Genomic DNA, 13,792 nt, shown 5'->3' on the forward strand with positions numbered 1-13,792 from the left:
CAGACTCCAGAGTTCCCGCGTTCCCAAAAAGACTTGAGAATTCTCCAACCGCAGACTTCAGCGAGTTGCATCTTTTAGATAAAATTGCTGAGCGAGTACCAAAACCCGATTCCTGACACTGAATCAATCACAGCGAATGATGTCGTCATTAGAACAAAAAATCAAAATGTAAAAACTGGTTGGCACAAAAGAGGGCAGAGTGGATGAACAACGGCAAAGTAAGAATTTACGAATTATCACGGGAACTAAATTTGGATAATAAAGACATCTTGGCAGTTTGCGAGCGGCTCAATATTTCAGTCAAGAGCCACAGCAGCACAATTACAGAATCAGAAGCAGAACGCATTCGCAAAACGGCGGAAAAATACGTAGCCAGCAGCCACTCTTCCCCCGGCAAGCCAGCTCCCCCCGAAAGAGCAGCAGCGCCATCTAGAGAATCTGGCCCTCACCCTAACGACCAACAAAAAAAGCAGCAAATTTTAGAAATACGCAGTCCAAAAGTACGGCAGGCTGGTGCTTCCTCCCAGCCTGCAGGCAACGGGGAGCAAAAAAACCAGCCAGGGGCAACCGTGGCAACTCCTCCCAAATCGCCTGCAGCTCAACAACTCCAGCCTCCAGCTAAACCAAATATCAATCGACCTGTACTGTCGAAGCCAAATGTCGCTGTGTCGGCGTCGGAGTCAGAAACAGTGTCGGAAACTGTAGGTGCGATCTCCGAGGAAACAACCGCCCCGGCTCAAGCACCAGCAGCACCGATCGCGCCGTCGTCCAAGGCTCCCGAACGCACCCAGCGCCCGCCGGTCGCCCCCCCCGGGCCGTCGGCAAAACTCACGTCGCCACCAGTCAGACCGGCGTCCGAGTCGGCCAGCCGCAACCCACAAAATCTCGGAAGCAAGCCGGTACTGAAACTTGCCATTCCCTCGCAAGAGCAATCAGAACAGGCAGAAACTCTGGAAGCGCCGGCTAAACCGAGCCGCCCCAGCAGACCTACACCGGGATCTCCTACCGAATCTCGCGACGCGCGCATACCGCGCCGGGAAGGCGCTGGTGGCCCAGTCAAAACTCAACTTGCCGATCGACCCCAGCCCGGTGGCCCGCGCCGGAGCCTTGCCCCCGCAACGACAGCTACCGGGCTGCGCAGCCGGGGCGGTGACACCGGAGCCGCAGGGGATGACACTGATGACAATGAAGAAGATAATACGCCGTTGCTGGAGATTCCTCTCCTGAGCAGGCCAACTCTCCCTCGTCCTGCCAAAAAGACATCGGTCATTTGGGAAGAAGATGATGACGAAAACTCAGATGCTGCCAAAGCTGCCAAGGCTGTTAAGGCAAAACGTTCTCGCCTCAAACCGATAGACGAGGATGACGATGACTTAGAAAACGGCTTGGATCTGCCAGCACCAGTCACCGTCAGCCTGTCCCTAGCCCGCCCAGCTAAAGCAAAAGGACAAGCAGCACCCAAGTCAACACCAACTCCGGGCGCACCCGGAAGCAGCGGCAAAAATAAGAGACCGGGCCCTTCTCACGATAAAAGTTCTTCAGGTTCGACCGGGGGACGCGGCAACCGCGGCAAAACAGCCGAAGCTAAGGTAGAACGTCCTGAAAAGCTGCTGCTGAGCAGGCCGATGACCGTTCAAGAACTAGCAATTACTTTGGCAGTTCCCGAAACCGAAATTATTAAGCGGTTGTTCTCTAAAGGCATTGCGGTCAACATTACCGAAACCCTGGACATTCCAGCGGTGAGAATGGTAGCCGAAGAAATGGGCGTAGAGGTAGAAACTCCCGAAAAAGTAGCCCCAGCGATCAAAGTGATCGAGATGCTGGACGAAGCAGATTTGGAATACCTCCAGCGCCGTCCGCCAGTGGTAACGATTATGGGCCACGTGGATCACGGCAAAACTACGTTGCTAGACTCGATCCGCAAAACAAAGGTGGCTCAGGGAGAAGCTGGGGGAATTACCCAGCACATCGGTGCTTACCACGTGGATGTGGTACACGAAGGCAACAGCCAGCAGGTGGTATTTTTGGATACGCCCGGCCACGAAGCCTTTACAGCAATGCGGGCTCGCGGAACGCGGGTTACGGACATCGCCATCTTGGTGGTGGCGGCGGACGACGGCGTGCGTCCCCAGACAATTGAAGCTATCAGCCACGCGAAAGCGGCGAAAGTGCCAATTGTTGTGGCTATCAATAAAGTTGACAAGGAGGGCGCTCAGCCGGAACGGGTGAAGCAAGAGCTTACTGAGTACGGCTTGGTCGCAGATGACTGGGGCGGCGATATCACGATGGTTCCAGTCAGCGCTATCCGAGGGGAAAACCTGGATACGCTGTTGGAAATGATCCTGACAGTCGCGGAAATGGAAGACCTCAACGCTAACCCGAACCGACCTGCTAAGGGTACTGTGATTGAAGCTCACCTCGACAAGGCAAGGGGCCCGGTGGCAACTCTGCTGGTGCAGAACGGTACTCTGCGAGTGGGCGATATTGTGGTCGCAGGCTCGGCTCTGGGTAAGGTGCGGGCAATGATCGACGATCGGGGCGATCGCGTAGACCAAGCAACTCCCTCCTTTGCGGTGGAAGTGCTGGGGCTGCGGGAAGTTCCTCGCGCCGGAGACGAGTTTGATGTCTTCGCAAACGAAAAAGAAGCAGCGGCGATCGCCAGCGGAAGAGCTACATCCCAACGAGATTCCCGCCTGCTGCAAGGCGGCCGGATCAGCCTCAGCGGCTTCTCTCAACAAGCTAAGGAAGGCGTTCTTAAGGAACTAAACTTGATCTTGAAGGCAGATGTCCAAGGCTCCCTCGAAGCAATTGTCGGCGCTCTGACTCAACTTCCTCAAAAAGAAGTTCAACTCCGACTGCTGCTATCTGCTCCCGGGGAAATCACAGAAACGGATATTGACCTAGCAGCAGCCAGCAATGCTGTGATTGTCGGGTTCAATACTACTCTCGCCACCGGCGCTCGCCAAGCGGCAGACTCTGCGGGCGTAGACGTGCGGGAATACAGCATCATCTACAACCTCTTGGATGACATTCAAGGGGCGATGGAAGGTCTGCTGGAACCAGAACTGGTGGAAGAACCTCTGGGTAAGGTGGAAGTGCGCGCTGTCTTCGCGATCGGTCGCGGGGCTGTGGCTGGATGTTACGTACTCGAAGGCAAGGTCATCCGCAACTGTAAGGTGCGGGTGCGCCGCGGCAACAGTGTCGTTTACGAAGGTGTCCTCGACTCCCTCAAACGGATGAAGGAAGATGCCAAGGAAGTCAATACAGGCTACGAATGCGGTATTTCCTTGAGCGGGTTTAGCGACTGGGCCGAAGGCGATATTATTGAAGCCTACCGCATGGTTACTAAGCGCCGGACTCTATCTCAATAGTGTTGAGTTGTGAGTGTTGAGTTGGAAGAGAGGTTTTGAGTGAAGGCAACTAAATTGCCGATCGCTCGCAACTATTCTCTTCACTCAATACTCCCAAACTCATCTGACAGTTGACAGTTGACCCCTTGACAGTTGACAGTTGACCTGTGACAGTTGACCTGTGACAGTTGACCCCTTGACAGTTGACAGTTGACCTGTGACAGTTGACCGAAACAAGAAGAAAGAAGGAAGAAGGAATTAATAACTTCCTAATCGTCTTTACCCTTGCTTAAAATTCAAAATTCACGCACTCAAATAAGACTTACGCAAAGCAACCGGGTTTATCCCCAACATCCTCGGTTTTAGCGCTAAATATTTACTCCTCACATTGGGTTTCAGGGTCAAGAGTGCATCCAAGAATCTCAAAATTCCAAATTCAAAACTCATAATTCATCGCTAATAATTAATTAAAGTGCGTTCTTTTTGGTCAGATCCTTTCTTGTGGATTCACCTTTCTGGGGCGGCTGCACTGCCGATTTTCCTCGGACTGTGCTTGCTGGGACTCGCAGTGGGTTCTCCCATGCTCCCTGTCTGGTTAGAAGTGTTTATAGTGGCTGTAGCAGGTATTGCTCCTGTGCTGTGGATGCAGTGGTTCCGCCCTTTTTACATTTTTAGTATTTTAGTTGTCGCGGTGAAACCGCAGAATTTAACTTCTTTGCAGCAGCGGATTCTGGCTCGGTTTAAAACTAAGTTAAATCAAGGAGTCGCTCTTTTTGTCGCTGTTTTGCTGGCAGTAATTTTGTGGCAACTATATCGATTTGCTCCCCTCGCGGCAACGGTTGCTCCGTTTCCTCCTTCCTGGCGGTGGGCTGGATTGTTGTTGGCAGCTTCGGCTTTTTTAGCGAGCAATTTGTTTTTGCAGGTGTCTGCTAGTGTGATGGCGGTTTTGCTGACGCCGGAATCAGAATTTGCAGCGACAAAGCCTCATGTTTTAGAAAAAATTAGGCAGGATTTTACGATCGCACCTTGGCCCTGCGATCGACTTTTGCCGGCTTTGGCAGCCGAGACAACTGCCGCTGTGGCTGCACCCGCAGAGTCAATTGGGCCAGCATCGGCAATTGGGAATTCGTCAGCCGGCAGTATTGTCAACCCAAAAGCTGCTGACACCAACGGCGTTACATCTCTACCCGAACAGTCGAGCGAAAAAAAGTGAAATAAAAAATTAAGATGAGCACAATTGTAGTTTAAGCTACTTTAATTTGTACAGATGTATGCTGTGAAAAAAAATAGGTAATCCCCCTCCTCAGATAGAGATTATTAATAGTCTTAATATTTAAATTTTAATCGCAGGTTGTGGATATTTTATATTGGCTATTTGGAGAGAAGAATCTATAATAGAGAGTGTCAAGCTAAGCTTTCAATCCTTACAGGGGATTAAAACAGAGGTATAAAAATATGGCGAATTATCTACCGATCGCACAAGAACCTCACACCGCAGAGCCGATCGAGCTGTGCGAAGATTCTGAAATCTGGGGCAGTCTCAAATCCGCGATCGGCGCAAGTTCAGGATTTCAACGCTGGCAGCTAGAACTCAATTTTGACCTGCAGCAGCAAAATGTCACCATCGATCAGCAGGTTCGCTCCTATCTGCGGGAAACTTTAGAAACTTTGGCTTACTGAGCGTAGCAAGACCAGAGATTGTAATGGTTTGTGAAATTCAACGTCAAATTCCGCCCCTATCCCCTCCAATATGCTATCTGAGTGAACTCTCAACTTCGGAGTTCAAATTGCAGGGGAGAGTATTTCTGCTACATAAGATTTATCTAAAGCGAACCCGAGTAAAGGGTACGCGCTATGTTGTAGCAAAAGCGAGCGTAACCGGCGTGTCGCCTAATCAATGTACGTTCAGTTTGAGTTCTAGGATGAGCGCGATTGAGTCAGGAGCGCCTTCTTCTGAAACTGTAGCGCAAAAAGTCATCGGAGTAGTAATGACCTCATCCCCCAGCTTTAACGAAGCAGCGAGGATGCTCAAGTGGAGTGCCGCCGTACAGGAATTGACTGCAATCGCGTGCTGGGAAACCTTCTAAGCTTTGAAGTCATTTTCAAAAGTCATGACTTTCGGGCCTGTACCCAACCAACCTGTTTTCATTGTTGACACCACTTCTTGAATTTCAGCATCTTCGATCGCCGGAGAGCCGAAAACCAAGAAACGCTCTTTTGAACGAATAGGATTGTTGTTCATGTTGCTAGTTTTACCAACTAAATAGAGTCAATGGAGTGCAAGTTTACTACCCCGAGCGGTACGACTTATTGAGATTTGAGGTGCTGTTAATTAATCCAGTCTCTCACCGTTTTTTTAGCTTTTATTGGTCAAGAGTTTTGGGCAATCCGTTGCGTAATGGCATTTTTTATAGTAGGAGCTTACTAATGACCTGCCATTTTTCCGCCAGCGCCTTGCTCTGACACCGTTTCTCTATCTTAAGATAGATAATTTGCAAGGTGCTACCCGATCGTATTTTAGTTGATGGGGGATACACAAGCTCTTGCCCGCATTTTGTTGTCAAAATAATTGCCTCAGTAAAAATACGGTTATTTTATTTAAACTTTTTGTAGACCATCGAACATCTATCGCGACACTTCTTTTGCAGGCAAGTTAAAATCCGGCAAATTTTGCACAAATAAAATGTGACTCCGCTGTAATTTATGCAGCGAAAGAAAGATGCTGCGATCGCACAAATCAACCCTCCAGGAGAAAATCCGCTACAATCTAGGCAGGCGAATCTTGTTCAAAATGTCTTGCAGCCGTTCTGAAACGCCGCCAAATTGTTCAGACAAAGCTACAAGTTTGCCGTAAGCTTCGACTAAGCGATCGCCCTCAACATTAACCTCTGGAGCCGGATAATTCTTCATCGCTTCCAGCAGCGTAATCTCGCTATCATTACTTGCAGACAGCACCAAAGCCTCGCGCAAAGCTTCTCGATTTGCATTCCCAGAAGGAGTGCGAATTACCTGAGCCACTTCATCGAGAATTATTTCCCCAACTTTACTGTTGAGCGTCCGATCCAACAAGCTTTGACTGACTTTGACCGGTCTCATCAGACTGCGGCGAACCGCTTCCGGGTCTTTTTTTGCATTTCCCAGCAGCATTTCTAACCCGGGCGACATTTTTCCAGTTTCAGCAAAAATTTCTAATTCGCTGACTGGTAAAGTCATTCGGATCGCACTGTATTTGAGGACTACCTTTTCGGCAGCCACCGCAGCGCTGCTGTAAAATACAATTCCCGCACCTGCTGCTAAAAATAACGTCCACCGCCCTGTAATAAACGATCTGCTCATAGTAAAATATTCCAACTTTTTTGTCTAATTAGACTGTGACACATCTACCAATCTCCCGCTCCTAGCAAAATACCCAACGCCAACTCTTCTATCAGTGAAGGCTGGCGCTGGGCTTAAATTTATTTAATATATTTAGGGTCTTTATGAAAGCTGACCCCAATTGAACGAATTACAAGCGGTTTATGATTAGGGCCTTTAAATTTGCTGACCCCAATTGAACCAACTATTTGATTATGACAGGGATCGATCGCAAACCAGGGTTTCGTAATAATTTCTTTATAATTATAACTTTTCCTTGCGTCAGATATCTTTTTGTATCGATTTGTAAATTTTGTTACTTCGATTTGGGCGATCGAGCTTCGGCGCGCTGCTCCAGGCGAAACAGGAACACCATCAGAGCCACGACTCCGACTTGGAGGGCAAAATTGGGCAAAGCAGAGCCCATTTCCCGGCCCGAGGCAATTTGAGCGAGGAAAACGACGCCGCCAATAAAGCCGGAAGCGCCGCAAGCTACGTAGACCAACTGTCGCAGAGGCCGGTAGGGAGCGGCCATTTCTGCGGTTAAACGCTCGTATTGTTGGCGGCTGAGGTTGCGGGGGTTTTTTGGGAGTAAAGTGCGATCGTCGGAATTTGGGGCAGCCATAAATTTAGAGAATAGGTGAATTAGGACGCTTGACAAAAAACTCGGTTTGTAATATAAATCGTCAGGATAGCCAAATACTGCCCAGAAAGCGGATTTTTGGTACTATGCGTGTCAGAGAGAGTGAATATTAGGCTACAACTAATATCTCACAACTGCCGAAATAAATCATCGCTGAAGCAAAAGCACAACTGTTTGCAAACAGCCGACTAAAACACCCAAAATGCCTCCTAAATTGACAATTCCCTGCAACTCGCTTTTGACAATTCCCTGAATTGCTAACTCCAACTCTTCCGGAGAAGTACCTTTGACTCGATCGACAATCACCTGGTCGATATTCAAAATCGGGATAGCCTGAGCTACAATATTTTCTAAATCCCGCTCCAGATAGCGCTCTAAAACCAAAGCCAGTTCTTTGCTGACAATTTCCAGGGAAGCGCTCATCACCGCTGAAGTTTGCAATCGATTGAGAATCAACCGCGAAATATTTTCCCAGTCAATAGATTTGCTCAACCCGTCAAGTACCTCCGTACCCCGCTGTTGAACGTAGGTGCGAACGCTGTCGCGCATTGTTTTTCGCAACTGTCTCACCGTCGAAACCGGTAAATTTTGCATCGACAAATTTTGCAGCCATTCCTGAAGTCGCCCGCGAATTCCCAAAGAAACAGTTAATTCTGCTAACCGCTGATTAGTCGCTTGTCTGTCATCCAGACAAAAAGTCCGCAGCCGAGTTAAAGTGTTGCGCAAACCAAACAAATTTGCTACAACCCAATAAGTGCCGCTGGTTTTTTCTCGAAACCCTTCATCGATAATCGAAATATTGCGATCGGTCAAAAAGTCAATTAAAGTCTGTCGCAGCACTTCCGGCGGTATTACTACCTGCAACAGCCAATCAGCCAACTGGCCAGCCTGAGCTTCAGTTAACTGAATTTCCAGCAAAACTTGGTCAAAAATTTGATTTAGCTGAGCTTCTAAAAAATCTTCCCGGCGCGCCAAAACTTTGAGAATTCGCGGCACAGATTCCCCCAGCAAATCTCGCAGAATGTTAGCGAGAATTTTAGCAGTTTTTTGTTCGGCATCTGATTTTACCTGATCCAGCGCCAACTGCAACAGCCAGAGAATTATCGACTGCATCCGCTCGGTTTGCAGGAGGCGGCGCGCTAAGTTTTGCAGTTCCTGCGGCGTCAGCAGCGAACCCATAATTGTGTCGGAAATTCGCTTAGCCAAGCGCTCTTGGTTGCGGGGAATCAATCCGGGAGTGAAAGGCAACTTCCGCCCTTTGATATAGATAGCTCGATAGGGGCGGAACAGCATTTTGATAGCTATATCGTTAGTGAAATAGCCAATTATTCCTCCCACTACAGGTGGGGCTAACAACAGCCAAATGTCAGACGGATTCATCAATTATTGGGAATTGGGAATTGGGAATTGGGAATTGGGAATTGGTAATTGGTAATTGGGAATTGGGGAATTGGGGAATTGGTAATTGGGAATTGGAAATTGTCAACTGTCAACTGTCAACTGTCAACTGTCAACTGACTAATGACCAATACTCCCATCATAGCTCCGGCAATGGGATAGTGGGTGGCGGTGGCAAATCCGGCTTGGCGGGCGAGATCGACTTGCTGCTGGCCGATCGGGAATTTTTCTAAACTAGGATTAATGTAGGCATATTCTTGAGTCATCCCAAATTGCTGAGCAACTGGCACCACGAGAGTGTCGAGATAAAACTGCTGAAAGCTCCGCATCAGGGAATTGCTGGGGCGGTGGAGGTCGAGAATAGCAGCCTTTGCACCGGGTTTGAGCACGCGGTGCAATTCCTGAAGACTGCGGGGGATGTCTGTCACGTTGCGCAGCCCGTACCCCATTGTGGCGCAGTCGAAGTAATTGTCGGCAAAAGGCAAGTCTAGGGCGTCAGCTTCTACCCAGGAAATGGGACTTGCAGGGGTGAGAAAAGGTCGATCGCGCTTGGCCGCGACGGCCAATTGTTCGGCGGAAAAATCTACTCCAAATACTGAACCGGTAGGCCCTGCTTGTTTTGCCAGGAGCAAAGCTAGATCCCCGCTGCCGCAGCACAAGTCTAAACAAGTATTTCCGGGGCCAGCACCGCTCCATTTCACCGCCATTTGCTTCCAAATCCGGTGCTGCCCCAAGCTCAACCAGTCGTTCATTTGGTTGTAAACTGGTGCAATTCGATTAAATATAGTTTTAATTTCTTCTGAGTTATTAGTCATCAGTCATTGGTAATTGGTAATTGGTAATTGGTGATTGGTCATTGGTCATTGGTGATTGGTCATTGGTCATTGGTCATTGCTCATTGACAGCCGTAAAATATAATTAATCCGTCCATTCATGTCATGCTGTCGCCAGCCATTAATCCTTTTTTTATTGTTTGCTATCGGCGCTGCTTTGTCTTGAATCATTGGTTGGCGATTATTTTATACTCAAGACATAGAGCAGACTAATGACTAATAACCGATGACTAATGACTAATAACCGATGACTAATGACTAATGACTAATGACTGATGACTGATGGCTGATGACTAACGATCCTGGAAACTCGTCAGTACCAAAGCAACTTCTTGAGCGGCGAGGTGAACTGTTGTGAGTTCGTCGGGGCGCAGGGAACAAGGTTGCTTCCACTGGAGAGAAATCAGGGCGATCGATCGACCTTGGTGAATTACCGGCACGCTCAGGTGAGCTTGAATGCCGGATTTTTGATAGTGCGGCAGGCTCGCTAGGGCTGCGTCGCTGGCAATATTCACAGAACCCTGTATAGTTTGAGAGGAGATTGCATCTCGAACCAGAGGGTCATCTGCCAGCCAATTTTCCACAGTTGGGCCGCTGGTGTGAGTGCCTTGGGCCGGCCTTAAAACATTTCCTTCCACCAGTTGCAAAATGCAAGCGTCCGCCAAAAAATTATCGCTCACAGCAGTAGCAATTGGCTCTAAACTAAGTTCCAAATTCGGATAATCCACAGCCGTTTGCATGATTGTTGCTAACAGTTGTATTTGATTTTGGGCGCGGTGCAATTCCTCAGTCCGCTGCTTGAGAACTTCATAAGTCTCGGCCGCCTTTTGCACCACCATTTTCAATTCGTTCGGGTCCCAAGGCTTGGTGATATACTTGTAAACCTGTCCGGAGTTGATCGCATCCACCAAGTCTTCAATGTCCGTAAAACCAGTCAAGATAATTCTGACCGTATTCGGAAACTGGGGTACAGTTTTGCTGAGAAACTCCGTTCCCTTCATTTCTGGCATCCGCTGGTCGGAAATGATGACGGCGACCTCGCCCTCGATGCCGAGGACTTCCAAGGCGCGAATCCCGCTCTCAGCTTTGAGCACGTTAAAATCTCGTCGGAAAGTGCGGTAGAGTAAATCCAGATTGTCTGGTTCGTCGTCTACTACCAGCATTTTGGGTTTTTTCGGTCGGTGTAGGGTCATGAGCTGGCGTTTAATTTGATCTAGCTCTGGAATGGCATTATCCATAACAATACGATAAACTCCCCTTTGTAAATTTAGGCGAGCAACTATTCTGTAACAATAGTCTCACAACTCACTTATTATCAATCTATAGCTCTGCCGCGACACGAGCCTTGCTGGTATCCAATCACACATAACTTAGCGCTGGTTTTTGATTTAATTATGACTGATACACCGCAAGATTTCTCCCCTCCTGCATCTGCACCCTCCACCGATGCTGTGGATGTCGAAAAGTTAATTCGATCGCTCCGCCGCAAAGAAGGCACTTGGGTAGAGTGGGGACAGGCCTGCACTGCCCTGCTTCAAGCGGGCTGCAATTCTCAGAAGATTTTTGAACAAACTGGTTTTGAGCCAATTCAGCAAAATCAAGTCAGCGTCGCAGCCCAAGTTTACACCAGCATGGTCAATGCTGGTGCTTCTGAGGAAGTTCGATCGCACTTTCTGCGGAAAGGAAGTGATATTTTATACGAATTTCGGATTCTCTCTCAAGCAGAGCGGGCTGGAGCGGCGGCTTTGATGCTGGCCCACAATTTGGATGTTGACGATGCGCGCCAAGTTGCTAAAGCAATTAAGGAGTTTTCGCACTTCGGGAGTCTGCCGCAGGGCTTCACAGACACTCCAGGGGATGCTGTAGCTTACCAGTGCTGGCAGTTGGCGAGACAGAAAAGCGATTTGCAAGAGCGATCGCGCTTAATTGCTCGCGGTTTAAAATTAGCTAGCAGCCAAACCGCTAGAACGCAAATCGAGCAGTTGCTGGTCGATTTTACCGTAGTTCCCAGGCGGGAAGCGCCCCGTTTACCAGTTTACAGGCTCGATACCGAGGAACAACTGCCCCGGATTGTCCCGGTTGTAGGCAAATTGCCGCTTTCTACGTCAGATTTGGTAGCAGTGCCTTTGCCGGAAGAAATCGGGCCGTTCCGCATGGTAAAATTTTCCGGAGCCGGAGCTTGGGTGGCGATTCCCGGATGGCAGGTAATTTTGAACGCCGAAGATCCGGTGGCGGTTTTGGATATGAGCGATCGACTGCCGGTACCGCTGCAAGGTAAAGTTGAAGAAGTTTTGATTATTGCCGATCGCGCCCAAAGACAGTGGGATGCTGAGAGTTATTTCCTCGCCGATAACGCTGGCAATTTAGAATTGCAGTGGTTTGAAACATCCCCGCAGTTGTCGATTTTGGGGCGAGTTGTTTTGGTGATGCGACCGAAGAAGATTGTGGATGAAGATTATACCAAAGATGGATGGCAAATAGATGATTAGTCAGTTGACAGTTGACAGTTGACAGTTGACAGTTGATAGTTGACAGTTGACAGTTGATAGTTGACAGTTGGCAGTTGTCATTAGTAGGGTGCGTGGCCATCGAAAATCTGTAAACAAAAATCGACAATCTCATCGCTACGCACCTTATATTATTTGCGATTTGCGATTTGCGATTTTCAATTTGGGCAGGACTTGCCCAACTGTTACATTAAATAAAAGTGCGATCGCAAGATTTCGACGTTTGGTGCGTCGCTAATGACAACTATCAACTGCCAATACTTCGACGGAGCGATCGCACAAGCTGTCAACTACCAACTACCAACTGTCAACTGTCAACTATCAACTATCAACTGACAACTGACAACTGTCAACTGTCAACTGTCAACTGTCAACTGTCAACTGACTAATTAGGCGGTTTCGGTTCTGAAATTTTCGGAACAGAATGCTGTTTCTTAAATCGATTAAAGCCGTAAGCCGCAGCGCCAATTAGCAGAAAATAAGGACTGTAAGCCAACAGCCAAATACCCAAAGCAAACAAACCGAGCGTCAATTCGCCCACAGAATGAGTCGCTTGTCCCCAAGTTTCCTGCACCCGCAAACCGAGAGAAGGTTGGGGTTCTTGCTGAGCCGAGACTGCTGCTTCTAGAGTTAAACTAATAGTCGAATAGGCTACTTGATTCCGCAAACTTTTTAACTGAGCGTCGATGCGCTCGATCGACTCCCGAATATTGCTCAACTCTTGAGAAGCCTTGAGAACATCGCCGACAGAGCCGGATCGCTCCATAATTTTTAACACAACTTCTTCGGATTTGCGGAGGTTCCGCAGTCTAGCCTCGCTGTCAACTAATTGATCGCTAACATCCTCAGCCGCAAGCCCTCGGTTTTCGACACTTCCGAGTTTTGCTAAAGCATCTAAAGTAGTTTCTAACTTTTCTTGAGGGACGCGAATCTGCAAGGTTGCAGTTTGACGTACACTAGAATCCGGCGGCTTTTGGTTTTGGAAAGCCAAGATATCGCCTCGCTGTTTTTTGACAATATCGGTAACAGATTTAGTGCTGCTGTCAATTGACTTGACAACTACACTGAGTTCGGCTTTTTTTATCAGTTGGGGAGCAGTTGCTGGAGTTTCTGCGGCTGGTTTTTTTGCGGTGTCAGCAGCAACTTTTGACGCTGCGCCTCCGGGTGCGCTTACAGGTGCGGGTGAGGATTGGGGAGCAGATGCGGCAATTTGGTTTTCAGCGCTGCGGGGTGAAGCAAAGCCTTTTGTGGAGCCAGGGGCTGGAGCTCCACCGCTGATACTGCTTGGTGGTGGGGCTCCGCAGCTTGGCAAAGCAATGGCTGAAGATAAAGTTAAGAATGCTACAACTGCAAATCGAGTTGTGCTGTTGTTGGCTGGGTTTGGCTGGTGCGGCAGGAAATAGGTTTTGAGGTGAGTTTTCATTGGGGGTTTTTCCTGTAAAAAGGTTTGGGTATTGAATTTTATGCTGGTTTTAATCTAAGCTCGGATAGATACGGTTAGTTTAGCTGATACCAAAATGGAAACGGTAGAGGTTGAAGATTTTTTTATTTTTAACCGCAGATGAACGCGGATGTAATGCCAGTGCAATCATGCTTAAGGGTTGGGACTTTCGCGCGAAATTCAGTAACTCGGTTTTTGATACCGCTTGAAACGGCCGATCGCGACTAATATTTTTCCGATCTAAAATCTAAAATCTAAAATCTAAA

Annotated in this window: 12 protein-coding genes; 4 read left to right on the forward strand and 8 right to left on the reverse strand. The window is 48.4% G+C overall.

The features are described 5' to 3' along the window. The first annotated feature begins 203 nt into the window (after positions 1-203). The 3 genes from infB (at position 204) to QUB63_RS07880 (ending at position 5,030) form a co-directional block, all read left to right on the forward strand. Positions 204-3,371 carry a translation initiation factor IF-2 gene (infB, locus tag QUB63_RS07870; RefSeq protein WP_332944293.1) on the forward strand — a complete coding sequence of 1,056 codons (3,168 nt, stop codon included), beginning with the start codon at positions 204-206 and terminating at the stop codon, positions 3,369-3,371. A gap of 451 nt (positions 3,372-3,822) precedes the next feature. Beyond that, on the forward strand, positions 3,823-4,563 hold the full coding sequence (locus QUB63_RS07875; protein WP_332944294.1) for a low-complexity tail membrane protein: 741 nt from the start codon (positions 3,823-3,825) through the stop codon (positions 4,561-4,563). A 242-nt stretch (positions 4,564-4,805) separates the two neighbouring features. Then, positions 4,806-5,030, forward strand: a complete 225-nt coding sequence (locus QUB63_RS07880) for a hypothetical protein (protein WP_332944295.1) — start codon at positions 4,806-4,808, stop codon at positions 5,028-5,030. Between the two features lie 214 nt (positions 5,031-5,244). Here QUB63_RS07880 and QUB63_RS35000 read toward each other — a convergent pair whose 3' ends face one another. The 7 genes from QUB63_RS35000 to QUB63_RS07915 form a co-directional block, all read right to left on the reverse strand. Then, positions 5,245-5,382, reverse strand: a complete 138-nt coding sequence (locus tag QUB63_RS35000) for a hypothetical protein (protein WP_332987524.1) — start codon at positions 5,380-5,382, stop codon at positions 5,245-5,247. Between the two features lie 51 nt (positions 5,383-5,433). Beyond that, a complete protein-coding gene (locus tag QUB63_RS07890) occupies positions 5,434-5,592 on the reverse strand; it encodes a hypothetical protein (RefSeq protein WP_332944297.1) in 159 nt (52 codons plus the stop codon). 518 nt (positions 5,593-6,110) lie between these two features. After that, the gene (locus QUB63_RS07895) at positions 6,111-6,686 is read right to left on the reverse strand and encodes an alpha/beta hydrolase (RefSeq protein ID WP_332944298.1); all 576 of its coding nucleotides are present in this window, start codon (positions 6,684-6,686) and stop codon (positions 6,111-6,113) included. Between the two features lie 334 nt (positions 6,687-7,020). After that, positions 7,021-7,329: a DUF3493 domain-containing protein gene (locus QUB63_RS07900; RefSeq protein WP_332944300.1), complete on the reverse strand. Its 309-nt coding sequence runs from the start codon at positions 7,327-7,329 to the stop codon at positions 7,021-7,023. Between the two features lie 165 nt (positions 7,330-7,494). After that, on the reverse strand, positions 7,495-8,727 hold the full coding sequence (locus QUB63_RS07905) for a DUF445 domain-containing protein (RefSeq protein ID WP_332944301.1): 1,233 nt from the start codon (positions 8,725-8,727) through the stop codon (positions 7,495-7,497). Positions 8,728-8,843: 116 nt separating this feature from the next. Then, on the reverse strand, positions 8,844-9,560 hold the full coding sequence (gene ubiE, locus QUB63_RS07910) for a bifunctional demethylmenaquinone methyltransferase/2-methoxy-6-polyprenyl-1,4-benzoquinol methylase UbiE (RefSeq protein WP_332944302.1): 717 nt from the start codon (positions 9,558-9,560) through the stop codon (positions 8,844-8,846). Positions 9,561-9,871: 311 nt separating this feature from the next. Then, positions 9,872-10,816 (reverse strand): response regulator, encoded by a 945-nt coding sequence (locus QUB63_RS07915; protein ID WP_332944303.1) that lies wholly within the window; start codon positions 10,814-10,816, stop codon positions 9,872-9,874. Positions 10,817-10,972: 156 nt separating this feature from the next. Between QUB63_RS07915 and QUB63_RS07920 the strand changes: the two genes are divergently transcribed. After that, the gene (locus QUB63_RS07920; protein ID WP_332944304.1) at positions 10,973-12,067 is read left to right on the forward strand and encodes a RuBisCO accumulation factor 1; all 1,095 of its coding nucleotides are present in this window, start codon (positions 10,973-10,975) and stop codon (positions 12,065-12,067) included. A 403-nt stretch (positions 12,068-12,470) separates the two neighbouring features. On the opposite strand, the gene QUB63_RS07925 is transcribed toward QUB63_RS07920, so the two are convergent. Next, a complete protein-coding gene (locus QUB63_RS07925; RefSeq protein WP_332944305.1) occupies positions 12,471-13,508 on the reverse strand; it encodes a DUF4349 domain-containing protein in 1,038 nt (345 codons plus the stop codon). Positions 13,509-13,792: the final 284 nt, after the last annotated feature.

The organism is Microcoleus sp. ARI1-B5 (genome assembly GCF_036705795.1).
In the GTDB taxonomy this organism is placed as follows: domain Bacteria; phylum Cyanobacteriota; class Cyanobacteriia; order Cyanobacteriales; family Microcoleaceae; genus Microcoleus.

Coding starts and splice junctions, on each gene's coding strand:
- QUB63_RS07925 (WP_332944305.1), bottom strand. CDS start 13,508: ATGAAAACTCACCTCAAAACCTATTTCCTGCCGCACCAGCCAAACCCA.
- QUB63_RS07880 (WP_332944295.1), top strand. CDS start 4,806: ATGGCGAATTATCTACCGATCGCACAAGAACCTCACACCGCAGAGCCG.
- QUB63_RS07920 (WP_332944304.1), top strand. CDS start 10,973: ATGACTGATACACCGCAAGATTTCTCCCCTCCTGCATCTGCACCCTCC.
- infB (WP_332944293.1), top strand. CDS start 204: ATGAACAACGGCAAAGTAAGAATTTACGAATTATCACGGGAACTAAAT.
- QUB63_RS07915 (WP_332944303.1), bottom strand. CDS start 10,816: ATGGATAATGCCATTCCAGAGCTAGATCAAATTAAACGCCAGCTCATG.
- ubiE (WP_332944302.1), bottom strand. CDS start 9,560: ATGACTAATAACTCAGAAGAAATTAAAACTATATTTAATCGAATTGCA.
- QUB63_RS07900 (WP_332944300.1), bottom strand. CDS start 7,329: ATGGCTGCCCCAAATTCCGACGATCGCACTTTACTCCCAAAAAACCCC.
- QUB63_RS07895 (WP_332944298.1), bottom strand. CDS start 6,686: ATGAGCAGATCGTTTATTACAGGGCGGTGGACGTTATTTTTAGCAGCA.
- QUB63_RS07905 (WP_332944301.1), bottom strand. CDS start 8,727: ATGAATCCGTCTGACATTTGGCTGTTGTTAGCCCCACCTGTAGTGGGA.
- QUB63_RS07890 (WP_332944297.1), bottom strand. CDS start 5,592: ATGAACAACAATCCTATTCGTTCAAAAGAGCGTTTCTTGGTTTTCGGC.